This is a genomic window from Amycolatopsis bartoniae (assembly GCF_014191255.1).
GTDB lineage: Bacteria > Actinomycetota > Actinomycetes > Mycobacteriales > Pseudonocardiaceae > Amycolatopsis_E > Amycolatopsis_E bartoniae.
On the sequence record NZ_JACHWH010000012.1, the window covers coordinates 1 to 16,109 of the forward strand.

Annotated in this window: 16 protein-coding genes; 4 read left to right on the top strand and 12 right to left on the bottom strand. The window is 72.4% G+C overall.

Annotated features, from left to right (window positions below; all coding sequences use genetic code 11):
• Nucleotides 1-45: 45 nt before the first annotated feature.
• Complete coding sequence (locus FHX82_RS32500; protein WP_145933920.1) at nucleotides 46-282, bottom strand: PTS sugar transporter subunit IIB; 237 nt, start codon at nucleotides 280-282, stop codon at nucleotides 46-48.
• A 168-nt stretch (nucleotides 283-450) separates the two neighbouring features.
• Here FHX82_RS32500 and FHX82_RS32505 point away from each other — a divergent pair, with 168 nt between their 5' ends.
• From FHX82_RS32505 to FHX82_RS32520, 4 genes are all read left to right on the top strand, one after another.
• Complete coding sequence (locus FHX82_RS32505) at nucleotides 451-1,218, top strand: GntR family transcriptional regulator (protein WP_145933921.1); 768 nt, start codon at nucleotides 451-453, stop codon at nucleotides 1,216-1,218.
• Entirely contained in the window at nucleotides 1,215-2,441 is a 1,227-nt protein-coding gene (locus FHX82_RS32510; RefSeq protein ID WP_145933922.1) for a PTS transporter subunit EIIC, read from the top strand. Before FHX82_RS32505 ends, FHX82_RS32510 begins: the two co-directional genes overlap by 4 nt.
• A 60-nt stretch (nucleotides 2,442-2,501) precedes the next feature.
• Nucleotides 2,502-3,317, top strand: coding sequence for a serine hydrolase domain-containing protein (locus tag FHX82_RS32515; RefSeq protein WP_145933923.1), 816 nt, complete (start codon nucleotides 2,502-2,504; stop codon nucleotides 3,315-3,317).
• A gap of 127 nt (nucleotides 3,318-3,444) precedes the next feature.
• Nucleotides 3,445-4,239, top strand: coding sequence for a S1 family peptidase (locus tag FHX82_RS32520; protein WP_145933924.1), 795 nt, complete (start codon nucleotides 3,445-3,447; stop codon nucleotides 4,237-4,239).
• Here FHX82_RS32520 and FHX82_RS32525 read toward each other — a convergent pair.
• The 11 genes from FHX82_RS32525 to FHX82_RS32575 all read right to left on the bottom strand — a co-directional run bounded on the left by FHX82_RS32525 (nucleotide 4,232) and on the right by FHX82_RS32575 (nucleotide 16,085).
• Nucleotides 4,232-5,179, bottom strand: coding sequence for a D-2-hydroxyacid dehydrogenase family protein (locus tag FHX82_RS32525; protein WP_145933925.1), 948 nt, complete (start codon nucleotides 5,177-5,179; stop codon nucleotides 4,232-4,234). The two genes, FHX82_RS32520 and FHX82_RS32525, sit on opposite strands and share 8 nt — an antisense overlap.
• Before the next feature lie 23 nt (nucleotides 5,180-5,202).
• Entirely contained in the window at nucleotides 5,203-6,033 is an 831-nt protein-coding gene (locus FHX82_RS32530) for a shikimate dehydrogenase (protein WP_145933926.1), read from the bottom strand.
• Between the two features lie 7 nt (nucleotides 6,034-6,040).
• The gene (gene mltG / locus FHX82_RS32535; protein WP_229880303.1) at nucleotides 6,041-7,543 is read right to left on the bottom strand and encodes an endolytic transglycosylase MltG; all 1,503 of its coding nucleotides are present in this window, start codon (nucleotides 7,541-7,543) and stop codon (nucleotides 6,041-6,043) included.
• Between the two features lie 119 nt (nucleotides 7,544-7,662).
• Nucleotides 7,663-8,154 (bottom strand): Holliday junction resolvase RuvX, encoded by a 492-nt coding sequence (gene ruvX, locus FHX82_RS32540; RefSeq protein WP_145938457.1) that lies wholly within the window; start codon nucleotides 8,152-8,154, stop codon nucleotides 7,663-7,665.
• Complete coding sequence (gene alaS / locus FHX82_RS32545) at nucleotides 8,151-10,811, bottom strand: alanine--tRNA ligase (protein WP_145938458.1); 2,661 nt, start codon at nucleotides 10,809-10,811, stop codon at nucleotides 8,151-8,153. The genes ruvX and alaS overlap by 4 nt, the downstream gene beginning before the upstream one ends.
• 90 nt (nucleotides 10,812-10,901) lie before the next feature.
• Complete coding sequence (locus FHX82_RS32550; protein WP_145938459.1) at nucleotides 10,902-11,204, bottom strand: hypothetical protein; 303 nt, start codon at nucleotides 11,202-11,204, stop codon at nucleotides 10,902-10,904.
• Entirely contained in the window at nucleotides 11,201-11,611 is a 411-nt protein-coding gene (locus FHX82_RS32555; protein ID WP_145938460.1) for a DUF948 domain-containing protein, read from the bottom strand. Before FHX82_RS32555 ends, FHX82_RS32550 begins: the two co-directional genes overlap by 4 nt.
• 66 nt (nucleotides 11,612-11,677) lie before the next feature.
• On the bottom strand, nucleotides 11,678-12,574 hold the full coding sequence (locus FHX82_RS32560; RefSeq protein WP_261377264.1) for an NAD(P)-dependent oxidoreductase: 897 nt from the start codon (nucleotides 12,572-12,574) through the stop codon (nucleotides 11,678-11,680).
• 16 nt (nucleotides 12,575-12,590) lie between these two features.
• A complete protein-coding gene (locus tag FHX82_RS32565) occupies nucleotides 12,591-13,955 on the bottom strand; it encodes a replication-associated recombination protein A (RefSeq protein WP_145938461.1) in 1,365 nt (454 codons plus the stop codon).
• 34 nt (nucleotides 13,956-13,989) lie between these two features.
• Nucleotides 13,990-14,859, bottom strand: coding sequence for an SGNH/GDSL hydrolase family protein (locus tag FHX82_RS32570; protein WP_229880304.1), 870 nt, complete (start codon nucleotides 14,857-14,859; stop codon nucleotides 13,990-13,992).
• Between the two features lie 65 nt (nucleotides 14,860-14,924).
• On the bottom strand, nucleotides 14,925-16,085 hold the full coding sequence (locus FHX82_RS32575) for a phosphotransferase (RefSeq protein ID WP_145938462.1): 1,161 nt from the start codon (nucleotides 16,083-16,085) through the stop codon (nucleotides 14,925-14,927).
• Nucleotides 16,086-16,109 lie beyond the last annotated feature (24 nt).

The following is a 16,109-nucleotide window of genomic DNA, read 5'->3' on the forward strand; positions in this document are numbered from 1 at the left end:
TCATCGGCACCGCCGTGCCCGGCACCGGGCTCCCCACGACCGTGGTCACAGCAGGTCCTGGATGTCCCCGGCGATCGTGTCGGCCTCCGGGCCCACCACGACCTGCACGACCGACCCCATCTTCATGACCCCGTGGGCACCGGCCTTCTTCAGCGCCGCCTCGTCCACCACGGAGCCGTCCTCCAGCTCGCACCGCAGGCGCGTGATGCAGCCTTCGATGTCGATGATGTTCCCGGCGCCACCGAGCGCCGCGAGGATCTTTTCCGGCCTGTCGTCGGCCATCGCGGCCTCCTTCTCTCTTCGTCGAACACGTTCCCGTAACGGTGGTTGACACCCCAACGGTAGGCGGAGCATTCTGCCCCATCAAGAAATGGTCTAGACCGGAACGTACCACTTTCGGAGCCGGGAGCGAGCCCGGTGACGAAGCCGGAACACAGGGAGGTGGCGACCGTGGGCACGCTCGAAGTCGCCGCCGACCGGGTGGTGGACGGCCCCACGCCGAAACACGCCCAGCTGCGGGAGATCCTGCGCCGCGCGATCGAGCAGGAGCTGCCGCCCGGCTCCCCCATCCCGTCCGAGCGGGAGCTCGCCGAGCGCTACGGCGTCTCGCGGCTCACCGTGCGGTCGGCGATCGGGAAGCTGGTCGAGGAGGGCCTGCTCACCCGCGCGCGGGGCAAGGGCACCTTCACCGCGGCGCGGCGGATGGAGCTGCAGCTGTACCTCATGTCGTTCACCGTGGACATGCGGCGGCGCGGGCTCGTACCCACCACCGACGTGCTCGACCGGGCGGTCGACGTGCCGCCGGTGCCCACCGCGAACGCACTCGGCCTCGGCGCGGGCCGGGCGGCCTACCGGCTGTCCCGGCTGCGGCGGGCCGACGGCGTGCCGCTCGCGCTCGAACGCGGCTGGTACCACCCCGGACCGGTGCCCGGGCTGCTCGACCTGGACCTTTCCCAGTCCCTGTACGAGCTGCTCGCCCGGCACTACGACCTCCGCTTCGACCAGGCGAGGCAGACCGTCTGGTCCGAAGCGGCGGACCGGGAAACCGCGAAGTTGCTGGGCATCCGCACCGGCGACCCGCTTCTGGTGTTCCGCCGGATCTCCACCACCAAGGGAGAGCCGGTCGAGGACATCACCTCCTGGTACCGGGGCGACCGGTACCAGGTGACCATGGATCTGGACCCGACACTCCCCGCCGAACACGGAGGTATGCCGTGAGTACCACCACCGCCGAAGGAACGACCAGAGGGAAGGGCAGGGGTGTCGCCGGGCTGCAGCGCTTCGGCCGCAGCCTGATGCTGCCCATCGCCACGCTGCCGGCCGCCGGCCTGCTGAGCCGGCTCGGGCAGGACGACCTGCTCGGCCGCTGGGACGCGACCAAGAAGGTCGCGGCCGTCCTCGCCGCCGCGGGCGGGGGGCTCTTCGACTGGCTCCCGCTGCTGTTCGCGGTGGGCATCGCGGTCGGCTTCGCCCGCCGGGGCGACGGGTCGACCGGCGTCGCCGCCGTCGTCGGTTTCGTCGTGTTCAACAAGGTCGTCCAGGTGTTCGCGCCGATCAGCGACCTGGAGGGCTTCAAGGAAGGCTGGTACCTGCAGCCGATCAAGTGGCCCTACAGCGTGCTGGGCGGCGTGATCGTCGGCCTCGTGACGGCGGTGCTGTGGCAGCGGTTCCACCGCATCAAGCTCCCCCCGTACCTGGCGTTCTTCGGCGGCCGCCGGTTCGTGCCGATCATCAACGCGCTCGCCCTGCTGGTCCTCGGTGTCATCTTCGGCCTGATCTTCCCCGCCGTCGACAGCGTCATCCAGCACGCGGGCAACGCGGTGACCGGCGCGCCGATCGTCGGTGGCGGTGTCTACGGCCTGCTCAACCGCCTGCTCCTGCCGATCGGCCTGCACCAGCTGATCAACGTGCCGGTGTGGTTCATCTTCAAGGGCGGCGACATCACCAACTTCTTCAACGGTGACCCGAACGCGGGCGCGTTCACCACGGGCTTCTTCCCGATCTTCATGTTCGCCCTGCCCGCGGCGGCGCTCGCGATCTGGCACACCGCCCGGCCGGAGCAGAAGAAGGTGGTCGGCGGCATCATGATCGCCGCCGCGCTGACCTCGTTCCTCACCGGTGTCACGGAGCCGATCGAGTTCGCGTTCATGTTCGTGGCGTGGCCGCTGTACCTGATCCACGCGGTGCTCACCGGGCTGTCGCTGGCGATCTGCAACGCGCTCGGCATCCACCTGAGCTTCTCGTTCTCCGCGGGAGCGATCGACTACCTGCTGAACTTCAGCGCTCCGGCGGCCGCGAAGGCGTGGTTGCTGATCCCGATCGGGCTGGTCTACGCGGTGATCTACTACTTCGTGTTCCGCTGGGTCATCACGAAGTGGAACCTGCGCACCCCCGGCCGCGAGGAGGAGGGCGCGGAGGTCGTCGACACCACCAAGGTCTGACGCTCACCCCGGCGGCCCGGTGCGGATTCCCGCGCCGGGCCGTCGTCGTAGGGTGACGGGGTGGAAAGCCTGCGCGGGATCGAGGACTGGCCGGTGGACAACGCCGCCGCGGCGGTGGTGGCCGCCGACGGCACGCTGCTGGGAAGCCACGGCGACGACGGAAGGCAGTACCGGCTCGCGTCGGTCACCAAGCTGCTGACCGCCTACACCGCGCACATCGCGATCGAAGAGGGCGTCGTCGAGCTGGACACGCCCGCAGGGCCGCCCGGCTCGACAATCCGGCACCTGCTCGCGCACACCTCGGGGCTGGCGTTCAACGAGCACCGCGCGATGGCGGAACCGGGCACGCGGCGGCTGTACTCCAACGCCGGGTTCGAGGAGCTGGCGGACGCGCTCGCCGAGCACTCCGGAATCCCGTTCGCCGAGTACCAGTCCGAGGCGCTGTTCGTGCCGCTGGCCATGGGCGCCACGAAGCTCGACGGTTCCCCCGCCGCCGGTGCCGTCTCGTGCCTGCGCGACCTCGTCGCGTTCGCCGCCGAACTGCAGGCGCCCACGCTGCTCGACCCGGTGACGCTCGGCGCGGCCACCGAGGTCGCCTTCCCGGGGCTCAACGGCGTGCTGCCCGGGTTCGGGCACCAGAAACCGAACGACTGGGGGCTGGGCTTCGAACTGCGTGATTCCAAAACCCCGCATTGGACGGGTTCGGCGTCCTCTCCGCGCACGTTCGGCCATTTCGGCCAGTCGGGCACCTTCCTCTGGGTGGATCCGGTCGCCCGGGTGGCGTGCGTCGCGCTCACCGACCGTGCTTTCGGGCCGTGGGCGGCGCAGGTCTGGCCGCCGTTCACCGATCGGGTGCTCGCGGAACTAACGGCGTGACCCGTTCGGGGCCGCTTTCCTTTTTCGCGACTTTAGTCGGATCCGCACGGGTTACCAGGGCGGATAGTTTTTCCTGCACTGCGCCTTTTCCGCGCACGTCCCCCGACCCCGCGGAGGTTTTCCCGTCATGCGCTTTTCCCGGTTGCGCCGCGCCCTGGTGGGCTTTGGCGTGCTCGCGACAGCGGTGGCCACGCTGGCCACCGGCTCGGCCCAGGCCGCCACGCCGTTCGTCGTCGGCGGCCAGAACGCGGCACAGGGCCAGTTCCCGTGGATGGTGCGGCTGTCGATGGGCTGCGGCGGCGCGCTCGTCGCGTCGAAGGTGGTGCTGACCGCCGCGCACTGCGTCAGCGGCACGGGCAGCAACACGAGCATCACCGCCACCATCGGCAAGGTGGACCTGCAGGGCAGCGGCGGCCAGTCGATCCGCTCGACCTACGTCTACCGCAGCCCGCAGTACGCCAGCACCGGCGCGCAGGACTGGGCGCTGATCGAGCTGGCCTCCGCGCCGCCGGCGCCGCTGCTGACGATCGCCGCGCAGGGGCAGACGTCGCTCAACACCGGCAACTTCACGATCATGGGCTGGGGCGCCACCACCGAGGGCGGCGGCCAGTCGCGCTACCTCAAGTACGCAGGAGTGCCGTTCGTGTCGGACGCGTCGTGCCAGCAGTCCTACGGCAGCGACCTGCAGCCCGCCTACGAGCTGTGCGCCGGGTACCCGCAAGGCGGCGTGGACACCTGCCAGGGTGACTCCGGCGGCCCGATGGTGAAGCAGGACTCGGCCGGCAACTGGATCGAGGTCGGCATCGTCAGCTGGGGCCAGGGCTGCGCCGAACCGGGCTACCCCGGCGTCTACGGCGAGGTGCAGTCGTTCTCGAACAACATCAAGGCCCGGATCAGCTCCAGCGGCACGATCGTCAGGTAGCGCTCATCACCCGCACCGGGCTGCCTGCCCGCCAGGCGGCGATGTCCTCGACCGCGTCGCGGAAGAAGATCTCGTACACGTCCCGGGTCACGTAGCCCAGGTGCGGGGTGAGGGTCACGTTGTCCAGCGTCCGCAACGGATGGTCGGCGGGAAGCGGTTCGACGTCGAACACGTCGAGCGCCGCCCCGCCGATCTCCTTGCGGCGCAAGACGTCCAGCAGCGCGGTCTCGTCGACGATGGGGCCGCGCGAAGTGTTGACCAGCAACGCGTCCGGCTTCATCAGCGCCAGCTCGGCCGCCCCGACCAGACCGCGGGTGCGCTTGCTGAGCACGAGGTGCACCGACAGCACGTCTGCGCGGGCGAACAACTCCTCCTTCGCCACCGCCGTCACACCGTGTTCCGCGGCGCGCTCGGGGGTGAGGTTCTGGCTCCAGGCGATCGTCTCCATGCCGAACGCCTGCCCGACCTTCGCGACCCGGGACCCGAGGCGGCCCAGCCCGAGCAGGCCCAGCGTCCGGCCGTGCAGCGGGACGCCGACGGTGCTCTGCCAGCGGCCTTCGCGCATCGCGGGCAGCTCGGTACCGAGGTGCCGGCAAGCCGCGAGGATCAGCGCCCACGTGTGCTCCGCCGTCGGGTGCGAGAGGTAGCCCGTACCGCAGACGACGATGCCGTGCTCCTCGGCGGCCTTCAGGTCGATCGCGGCGTTGCGCTGTCCGGTGCTGACCAGCAGCTTGAGGTCGGTCAGCCGGGCGAGCAGCTCGGCGGGGAACCGGGTGCGCTCGCGCATGGCCACCACCACCTCGGCTCCGGCCAGGCGCCGCACCAGCTCGTCCTGGTCGCCGAGGTACGAGGTGACCACGTCGAGCTCCGCGCCGAGGGAGTCCCAGTCGGCGAAGTCCCGGGCCACGTCCTGGTAGTCGTCGAGGATGGCGATCTTCACCCGCTCGACGGTACCCGCACGGTTCAGGCGATGGGCAGCGGCAGCACGCTGCCGGTCGCCTCGCGCAGGGCGGCCCGCATCTCGGCGCGGGGAGCCGGGTGGCCGGTGAAGTGCTCGACCTGCCCGAAAGCCTGGTGCAGCAACATGTCCAGCCCGGTGGCGATCCGCCCGCCGCGGGCGGCCGCCGCTTCGGCCAGCGGCGTCGGCCACGGGTGGTAGATCACGTCGAGCAGGCACGGCGCGGCCGCGAGCTCCGCCGCCACGTCCACCACCGCCGCCGGGGGCACGGTGTTCACCAGCACGGACACGTCCGCGACGAGCTTGCCGAAGTCCACTTCGGACCAAGTGAGCACCTCGGCCCCGACACCGGCGCGCTCCGCCGCGGCCACCGCTTCCCCCGCCCGCGCGGGGTCGCGCACCACGAGCCGCACGCGGGTCACGCCCAGCTCGGCGAACGCCACCACGGCCGCGGCCGCTGTGCCGCCCGCGCCGAGGACCACTCCCGTCGAGCCCGCCCCGGCGGCGAAACCGCCCGCCCCGCACAACGCGCCCACCACGCCGTCGACGTCCGTGCAGTCGGCGAACCAGCCCGAATCCCGTGGCACCAGGGTGTTCGCCGCTCCCGCCGCGACCGCGCGCGGGCTCGCCCGCGCCGCGAACTCCAGTGCGGCCCGCTTGCCCGGCATCGTCACCGACAGCCCGGCCCACTCCGGCCCGAGCCCGGACACGAACCCCGGCAGCCCCGCGGCGTCCACCTCGATCCGCTCGTAGCTCCAGCCGGGCAGGCCGAGCGCGCGGTAGGCGGCCTCGTGCAGGACGGGCGAGAGCGAGTGCGCGACCGGTTTGCCCAGCACGGCTGCTCTAGTACGCGCCACGCTGCCTCGCGAGGTCCTTGTTCTGGTTGTGCTCGGCCAGCGTGGAAGCGAAGCAGGACAGCCCGTTCTTCTCGCACTTGACGAAGAACAGCCAGTTGCCCTCCGTGGGCTTCAGCGCGGCCGCGATCGCGTCGGAGCTCGGCGAGCCGATCGGCGTCGGTGGCAGGCCCGTCACGAAGTAGGTGTTGTAGACGCCGGGACGCTGGCGGTCGGCGTCGGTGGTGGTCACGACCGGCTTGTCGAGCAGGTAGTTCACCGTCGAGTCCAGCTGCAGCCGCTGGTTCTGCGCGAGCCGGTTGTAGATGACGCGGGAGATCTTCCCGAAATCCTGGCTCACGCCCTCGCGCTCCACGAGCGAGGCGATGGTCAGGATCTGGTACGGGTTCTCCCCCTGCACCGACGAGGACGCCGCCAGCCCCGCGGACTGGATCTTCGTCGCCGAGCTCTTGAGCACGAACCCGAGCAGGTCCTGCGCGTTCCAGCCGGGCTTCACGTCGTACACGCCGGGCGCGACCAGACCCTCGATGCGCCGCGCGTCGGTGCCCTTGGCCGCGACGGAGGCCGCCCAGTCGGGCACGCCCATCGCGGCGAGGTCGGCCGTCGCCGCGGTCTTGCGCAGCTCGTCGGGCGACACGCACGTGCTCTGCCCGTTCAGGTCCGCGCACGACGCCTTCGACAGCAGGCTGAACACGCCCGGCGTCACCGAGCCGTCGGGCTGGGTGACGTCGTCGAGCTGCGTGCCCGCGCGCACCTGCAGCACGCCCACGCGGGCCTGCGCGGACGTCAGCTTCGCGACCGCCGCCGCGCCGGACATCTTCGTCTTCATGACGTAGTAGCCCGGCTGCAGGCTCAGCACCTTCGAGTTGTCCTCGCTGGCCTTGACGAACGCCTTCGCGCTCGCGACCACGCCGGCCTTCGTCAGCTCGCTGCCGATGGCGTTCGTCGAGTCGCCCTGGCCGATCTCGACGAGGACGTCGGAGTCGCCGGAACCGTCGTAGTCGTCGTAGCCGAAGACCTGGTCGATGCCGTACCAGGCGCCGCCGCCGATGAGCGCGATCACCGCGAGGGCGGCCACCCAGCGGAACAGCTTGCGCCCCCGCTTGGTACGCCGCGGCGGCTCGCCGGCGTCCTCCGGCGGTTCGAGGTACTCCGGCTCCGCCCGGTCGTCCTCGGCGTAGTCGTCCTCGTAGCCCTCTTCGTCCTCGTAGTCCTCGGCGTAGTCCTCTTCGTCCTCGTAGAAGTCGTAGTCCTCGACGGGGATGACGTCGGTGGGGCTGTCGTCCGGCGGGATCTGCCTCGGCCGGGGCGGCAGCCGGCGCGGCGGCTCGGGGCGGTCGTCGAACAGGTCGAGGCCGGAGTCGTACCCCCGCGGGCGGCCGACCGGCGGGCGCCGCACCGGCGGCGGCTCGGGCGGCATCGGCCGTTCCTGCGGCCGCAGGCGCTCCGGCGGCATCGACCGCTCGCGCGGGAGCGAGCGCTCCTGGGGCACCGGCCGCTCCTGCGGCACGGGACGGGCGTGGCGCGGTGGCTGGTTGCGTTGCGGCGGGGGCGGCGGCGGGCCGGGGCGGCGCCTGCGGCCCCCGGGCGGGAGCGGCGGAAGCTCGTGGCTCACGATCGCCCCTCCCGAGCAAGGTAGGCAGCCCGGCCGTCCAGCCAGCCCTGCAGGATTTCCACCGCGGCGGCCTGGTCCACCACCGCGCGCTGCTTGCGTCCCTTCACGCCGCGCTGCGACAGCATGCGGGCAGCGCTGACCGTGGTCAAGCGTTCGTCGGCCAACCGTACCGGGACCGGAGTGATCATCGCGGCGAGCTTTCCGGCGTAGGCAACGGCGGTCTGCGCGGCCGGGCCGTGCCGGTCCGCGAGCGTCCTGGGCAGCCCCACGATCACCTCCACCACCTCGTGCTCGGTGACGAACCGGGCGAGCTGGTGCACGTCGCTGTCGCTGTGCTCATCACGGGCCAGGGTAACGAGCGGGGACGCGAGCACGGGGGCGGGATCGCTGAGCGCGACCCCCACCCGGACCGAGCCGACGTCCACCGCGAGGCGGCGGCCGGCCCCGGGATCGGACTCCCCGGGCCGGTCCGCGGCGGGGGCCGTCACCCGGCGGCGACCGCGGCCCGCAGCGCGGCGATCGCCTGCCCGATCCCGGCGGGGTCGGTGCCGCCGCCCTGGGCCATGTCCGGCTTGCCGCCGCCGCGGCCGCCGATCGCGGCCGCGAACGAGGGCACCAGCTTGCCCGCCGCGAAGCCCTTGTCGCGGGCCTCGGCGGTGGTGGCCACCACGAAGCTCAGCTTCTCGCCCTGCGGCGCGAACAACGCGACGATGCCCGGACGTGAACCCAGCCGGGCGCGCACCTCGCCCGCCAGCGACCGCAGCGCGCCCGCGTCGATGTCGCCGTCGAGCCGCTCCGCGACCAGGGCCACACCGTTGACGTCCTGTGCCTTGTCCGCGAGCGAGCCCGCCGAGCCGAGCACCTGCTGGGTGCGCAGCTGCTGGATCTCCTTCTCGGCGTTGCGCAGCCGGGTCAGCACGTCGTCGATCCGGGACGGCAGCTGGTCGCTGGGCACCTTGAAGGTGCTCGCCAGCTGCGAGACCAGCAGCTGCTCCTTGCGCACGTGCTTGAGCGCGTCGGTGCCCACCAGCGCCTCGACGCGGTGCACGCCCGAGCCGATGGACGAGTCGCCGACGAGCTTGACCAGGCCCAGCTCGCCGATGCGGCCCACGTGCGTGCCACCGCACAGCTCACGCGAGTAGTCGCCCATGTCGACCACGCGCACGTCGTTGCCGTACTTCTCGCCGAACAGCGCGACCGCGCCCAGTTCGAGCGCCTTGTCCTTGGTGGTGACGTAGGTCTGCACCTCGACGTCGTTCTGGAGGTAGTCGTTGACCTCCTCCTCGACCTCGGTGAGCACGTCGGCGGACACCGGCCCCGGCGTGGTGAAGTCGAACCGCATGCGGCCCGGCGAGTTCAGCGAGCCCGCCTGCGCCGCGCGCCTGCCGTAGGCGCCGCGCACGGCCGCGTGCACGAGGTGCGTGGCCGAGTGCGAGCGCGCGATGGAGCCTCGGCGGGTCTCGTCGACCGAGCCGGTGACCTCGGTGTCCAGCCCGATCTCGCCCTCGGTGACCTCGACCCGGTGCACCCACAGGCCCGGCACGATCTTCTGCACGTCGAGGACCTTCGCCTCGCCGCCGTTCCCGACGAGCACACCGGTGTCGGCGACCTGGCCGCCGCTCTCGGCGTAGAACGGGGTGCGGTCCAGCACCAGCTCGGCCTTGTCACCGGCGCGGACGCTGCGCACGCCCTGCCCGTCCTTGAGCAGGCCGATGACCTTCGCACTCGCCTGCAGGTCGGTGTAGCCGAGGAAGTCCGTCTCGCCGTGGCGCTCCAGCAGCTCCCGGTACACCGACAGGTCGCCGTGGCCCTTCTTGCGGGCCGCCGCGTCCGCCTTGGCGCGCTGGCGCTGCTCCTCCATCAGCGTGCGGAAACCGTCCTCGTCGACCTCCAGGCCCTGCTCGGAGGCCATCTCCAGGGTCAGGTCGATCGGGAAGCCGTAGGTGTCGTGCAGCTGGAAGGCGCGGTCGCCGGCCAGGACGTTGCCGCCCGCCTTCTTCGTCTCCTCCGCCGCCAGGTCGAAGATCCGCGACCCGCTGGTGAGGGTCTGCAGGAACGTCTCCTCCTCGACCCGCACGACCTCTCTGATCCGGTCGAAGTCCCGCGCGATCTCCGGGTACGACGGCGCCATCGCGTCGCGCACCACCGCGGCGAACTCCGGCAGCACCGGCTCGTGCACGCCGAGCAGCCGGACCGACCGCACGATGCGGCGCAGCAGGCGGCGCAGCACGTAGCCGCGCGCCTCGTTGCCCGGGGTGACGCCGTCGCCGATCAGCATCACGCCGGAACGGGCGTGGTCGGCGATGACGCGGAAGCGCACGTCGTCGATGTGGTTCGCGCCGTAGCGGCGGCCGGAGAACTCCTCGGCCTTGGCGATGACCGGGCGCACCAGGTCGGTCTCGTAGACGTTCTCGACGCCCTGCAGCAGGTACGCGACCCGCTCGATGCCCATGCCGGTGTCGATGTTCTTCTTCGGCAGCTCGCCGACGACCTGCCCGCCCTTCTTGGGGCTCACGTCGCCGCGCACGTCCTGCATGAAGACGAGGTTCCAGATCTCCAGGTACCGGTCCTCGTCCATCGCCGGGCCGCCCTCGCGGCCGTGCTCGGGACCCCGGTCGTAGTAGATCTCGGAGCAGGGACCGCCCGGGCCGGGCACGCCCATGTCCCAGTAGTTGTCCTCGGCGCCGCGGACCTGGATGCGGGACTCGGGGATGTCGGTGGCCTTGCGCCACAGCGCGGTGGTCTCCGCGTCGTGCTCGTAGACCGTGGCCCACAGCCGGGACGGGTCGAGTCCGAGGCCGCCTTCGGCCTGCGGCTTCGTGATGAACTCCCACGCCAGGGAGATGGCGCCTTCCTTGAAGTAGTCGCCGAAGGAGAAGTTCCCGGCCATCTGGAAGAACGTGTTGTGCCGGGTGGTCTTGCCGACCTCGTCGATGTCGCCGGTGCGCACGCACTTCTGAATGCTGGTGGCGCGCGGGAACGGCGGCGGGACCTCACCGAGGAAGTACGGCTTGAACTGCACCATGCCCGCGTTGACGAACAGCAGCGTCGGGTCGTCGAGGATGAGGGACGCGCTGGGCACCCTGCTGTGGCCGTTGCGCTCGAAGTGCTCGAGGAACCGCTTGCTGATCTCGTGTGTTTCCACTGGTTTTTTCCTTGAGGCCGGGGCGGCAGGCGCTGGTGCGCCGCGCCGGGAGGTTCGGGGTGCGGCGACGGCGGAGAGCGCGCGGGAAGGTCAGCTCTCCGCCCGGCGCGCTCGCGCCGGGCGCGGGCGCACCGCGTGCCGCCCGTCGGACGGGCGCGCGGCCGGCACGCCCGACCGCTGCTCCACCATGTCCCGCAACTCCTGCTCCCGCTCGGTCATCCCGGCGCGGATGTCGGCGCCGAACGACCCGATCGCGCCGGCCAGCTCCTGCACGGCGTCACCGAGGTTCGAGGCCAGCCCGGCGGGCGTGGCCTGGCGAACCGTCCGGCCCGCCTTGCGGGTGGCCGCGACACCGGCCGCGACACCCACCCCCAGCCAGAATAGCCGCTTCATGACCGGTTGCTCCCCTTGCGGCCGCGGCGCGAGTGGCGGCCCTCGGCGTCGCCCTTGGCCTTGCGGCGGGCACGAATGGCCTTGCTCACGCCGTAGGACAGCGCGGCGGTCTTGACCAGCGGGCCGCCCAGCGTCGCGGTGAAGACCGACGAGAGCGCCGAGACGTTGCCGCTGACCGCCTGCGCGTTCGAGGTGATCCCGTCGACCCGCTCGAGCTGGGTGTTGACGTGGGTGATCGTCTCGTTGGCGCCCAGCAGGATCGGGTCGGAGTTCTCGTGCGCCTTGCGGATGGCGACGGTGGCCTCGTCCAGCGTCCGGCCGAGCTTGAGCAGCGGGACCGCCAGCAGCAGCACCAACAGCACGAATGCACCAGCGGCGATCAGCGCGGCGATCTGCCCTGCCGACACAGGCCCTCCTTCAAGCAACGGCGTGAATGCCGGTCAGGCTACCGTGCGGCCCCCGCCCCGGCAGGGCTACCCCTGCCGCGTGCCGCGGTGCAGCACCGCCATGTCCTGTTCGCCGTGCCCGGCCTCGATCGCGGCCTCCAGGTGCGCGAGCGCCGCGCGCACGCTGCCGAGGTCGAGCGGGCCTGCGGCGTCGAGGACCAGCCGCGCGTCCTTGGCGGCGTGCTCGGCCGAGAAGGACAGGGGGAACTCGCCGGAGATCATCGCGCCGCCCTTCGCGTGCGCGTACGGCGAATCGAGCGCACCGCCGGAAATGGCGTCGAGGAACAGCTTCGGGTCCAGGCCCAGCTGTTGCGCGAGGGCCACGCTCTCGGCGGTCGCGTTGGTCAGCGCGAGCACCCACGCGTTGGCGACCAGCTTGAGCCTGCTGCCGTTGCCCGCCGGGCCGAGCCAGAGCGTACGGGCGCCGATCGCGTCGAACACCGGGGCGCAACGCTCACGCTGTTCCTCAGGGCCGGAGGCGAGCACGACGAGTTTGCCCTGCTCGGCGGGCTGTTTGGTGCCCAGCACGGGCGCGTCGACGAAGGCGACACCGGCCTTTTCGGCGAGCGCGGCGAGCTTTCCGGTCCACTCCACGCCGACGGTGCTGGCCTGGATCCACACCGGACTGCCGGTCAGCGCGCGCTCGGCGACCTCGTGCACGGCGGGCCCGTCGGAGAGCATCGTGAGCACGAAGTCGGCGTCCGCCACGGCTTCCCGGGGCTCATCGACGACCTCGACGCCGCGCCCGGCGAGCAGCTCGGCCTTCTCCCGGCTGCGGTTCCACGCCCGCACGGTCAGGCCCGCGGCGGCGAGGTTCGCCGCCATCGGGCCGCCCATGATCCCGGTGCCGAGCACGGCGACAGTGGTCCCGGTCATGCGCAGTCCTCCTCGCTCGTGGTTCGAGACCCGGCTTTCCCTCCGCACGCCACGCGCAAACGGCTCACTCGCCCCGCACCGTCCGGCGCAGCTTCGGCACCCGGTCGGCGAGCGTGCGCTCGGCGCCGCGCTGCGTCGGCTGGTAGTAGTCCCGGCCGACCAGCTCGTCCGGCGGGTACTGCTGCGGCAGCACCCCTTCCGGCACGTCGTGCGGGTACCGGTAGCCCTGGGCGTTGCCGAGCTTGGCCGCGCCCGCGTAGTGCCCGTCGCGCAGGTGCGGCGGGACGGTGCCGATCCGCCCGGCCCGCACGTCGGCCAGCGCGCTGTCGATGCCCGTCACCACGGCGTTCGACTTCGGCGCCGTGGCCAGGTGGATCGTGGCCTGGGCGAGCGCGAGACGGCCTTCGGGCATGCCGATGAACTGCACGGCGTGCGCGGCGGCGACGGCGGCCTGCAGCGCCGTGGGGTCGGCCAGCCCGATGTCCTCGCTCGCGTGCACGACGAGCCTGCGGGCGAGGAACCGCGGGTCCTCCCCCGCCTCGATCATCCGCGCCAGGTAGTGCAGCGCGGCGTCCACATCGGACCCGCGGATGGACTTGATGAACGCGCTGATGACGTCGTAGTGCTGGTCGCCGTCGCGGTCGTAGCGCACCGCCGCCTTGTCCACAGTGGACTCGACGGTGGCGAGGTCGATGGTGCGGTGCTCGGTGGCCGCCGCCGCGTCCGCGGCCGCCTCCAGCGCGGTCAGCGCCCGGCGGGCGTCCCCGGAGGCGAGGCGCACCAGGTGTTCCCGGGCCTCCTCGGTGAGCTCCAGCTCACCGCCGAGCCCGCGCTCGTCGGTCAGCGCCCGGGTGATCAGCTCGCGCACGTCGTCGTCGGTCAGCGGCCGCAGCTGCAGCACCAGCGAGCGCGACAGCAGCGGCGAGACGACCGAGAACGACGGGTTCTCCGTGGTGGCGGCCACCAGCAGCACCGTGCGGTCCTCGACCGCGCCCAGCAGCGCGTCCTGCTGGGTCTTGGAGAACCGGTGCACCTCGTCGATGAACAGCACGGTGTTCTCCGCGTTGTACAGCCGGCGGCGCCGGGCCTCTTCGATGACCCCGCGCACTTCCTTGACCCCGGCCGAAAGCGCCGACAGCGCCACGAACCGCCGGCCGGTGGCGGTGGAGACGAGGTTGGCCAGCGTGGTCTTGCCCGTGCCGGGCGGCCCGTAGAGCAGGACCGACGCCGGGGCCGCGCCTTCGACGAGCCGCCGCAGCGGCGCGCCCTCGCGCAGCAGGTGCTGCTGGCCCACCACCTCGTCCAGCGTCCGCGGCCGCATCCGCACCGCGAGCGGGCTGCCCGGCGGCGGCGCGGACGGCTCCCGTGGCGCCTCCACCGGGTCGGGGCGCTCGAGATCCGGGTTCACGGTGAAGAGTTCGTCCTGCACCCTTCCACGTTAGTCGGCAGGTCCGACAAACCCTTCACGCCTGCGGGCTCACCGCGGGCAGCTCGGCGGGCTCCGGCACCTCGACGATCTGGCCGTCGCGCCAGGCGAGGTACGTCTCCTTCGCCGACGCGGCCAGAATGCCCGCCGCGTACGGCAGCAGGTCCCGGCCCCGCCGCCACAGCCACGGGAGGCCCTTCACCACGAGCCAGCCGACGTGGTCGACCGTCCGCGGCCGGATCCCGCCGGAGCACACCAGGCTCACCGGCTCGGCGACCGCGATGCCGGCCGCCGCGAGCAGCCCCGTCAGCCCGGCGGCGAGCATCCGGTGCCCCAGCTCCGAGGGGTGCAGCCGGTCCACGCTCCACGCCGACAGGTCGTAGGCGCCGGGCATGCTGCCCAGGTCCAGGCACGGCACGCCGTGGTGGCGCACCACGCCGTCGATCGCGGCGTTCAGCTCGTCGATGCGGGCCTTCAGCGCCCGGTACAGCGGCCCGGGCAGCCGGAACACCTTGCCGTGGTCGTGGAAGCGCACCGGCACCACCACCGTGCCCAGCGCGCGCAGGGTGGTGACGACGTGGTCGAGGTCGGCCGCCATGTCGACCGGGTCGAAGTCCGAGCGCAGGGTGTCGTTCATGCCGACGATCACCAGCGCCACGTCGGGCCGGTGCGCGACGGCGGCGGGCAGCTGGTCGTAGCGCACGCAGCGCATCCGGGCACCGGTGACGGCCGCGTTCAGGTAGCCGTCCGCGGGCACGGCCAGCGCCTGTGCCACGAACGGGCCGACGCCGCGCCAGCCGCGGCCGGGCACGGGGTCGCCGAGGCCCACGGCGGTGGAGTCACCGAGCACGGCCAGGCGCCGCACCCGTCGGGGAGTCAGTTCGGTCGGGAGGATCGGCTCGCTCACGCCTGTAGACACTCGGGCACGCAGGCTCACCCGCGGTGAGCGCAGGGTAACGAGGCCGGGACCTTCTACCGAAATGCTGGGTACAGCGGCAGTTCCAGGCCGGGGCCATGGCGCGCGTCGAGCGCGGCGGCGACCGCGTGGGCGTGCGCGGCGATCTCGTCCACCCCCAGCCGCTCCGCCTCCGCGGCCAGGTTCCGCCACCACGTGACGAGCGCCGCCGCCCGGCCGCCGGGACCGGCGAGCACGGTCCACGTGCTCACCCAGACCAGCAGCACCTGGTGGTCGAGCAGGTGCGCGAACAGCACGTCGGGGTCGCCCAGCCCGGGCCACACCCCGGTCACCTCGGACCGCCACGCGGCGACCATCGCCTCGCTCATGCCCGGCGGCAGCGCCATCGGCTCGGGGCACGTCGCGAACGGCACCCGCAGGTGCGCGGCGTCGACGAGCGCGTTGCGCACCCGGCCGCGCTCGAAGTCCAGGAACCGCACGCCGCCGCTGGTGACGAGGTTGTTGTCGGGGCTGAGGTCGACCGGGCTGAACGCGCGGTAGGCCAGCGACCGGGCCCGCTCCCCCGCCGTTTCGGCGAACCGGCACACCACGTCCGGCGTGGTGACGCCCAGGTGCTCTTCCAGCAGCGCGGGCAGCTGCGCGCACGCCGTGAGCGGGGTGCTGTCCTCGTGCTTGACCGGGCCGCCGAGGCGGCGCAGCAGCGCGTCGAAGTCGGCCTCGCGGCCCGCGGTGGTGGCGTGCATCCGGCCCAGCGAGCGCGCCCACGACAGCAGCGCCCGCTCGGCGGCGCGGGCGTCGCGGCCGAGCAGCTTGTCCCGCAGTGTCGGCGCGTGGCCGAGGTCGTCGATCACCAGGACGCGGCGGGCGCCGTCGTGCGCCAGCAGCTCCGGGCACATCCGCTCCTCGGCGGGCAGCGCGGTGAACAGCTGGTAGCTGACCGCCTCCTGCGCGAACGGATCGGGCGCACCCTGCGGCGCGGGCTGCGGGTAGTGCTTGATGACCAGGGTGCGGGGCAGGCCGAACGGCGAAGACGCGATCTTCGCCCGGACCACCGTGGCCGGGCCGCTGCCCGGGAGCTCCTCCGGGCCGACGAGCGCGATCGCGCTGCCGAAGCGGTGTTCGAGCACCGCCTCACCGGCCGCGACCGCCGCCGCGACAGCCGGGTCCACGGGGACCTCGGCGCCTGCTGAGCCTTCTTCGGAAGTGTCCACGGTCATCGTCTTCGACCCTACTAGTGGCCG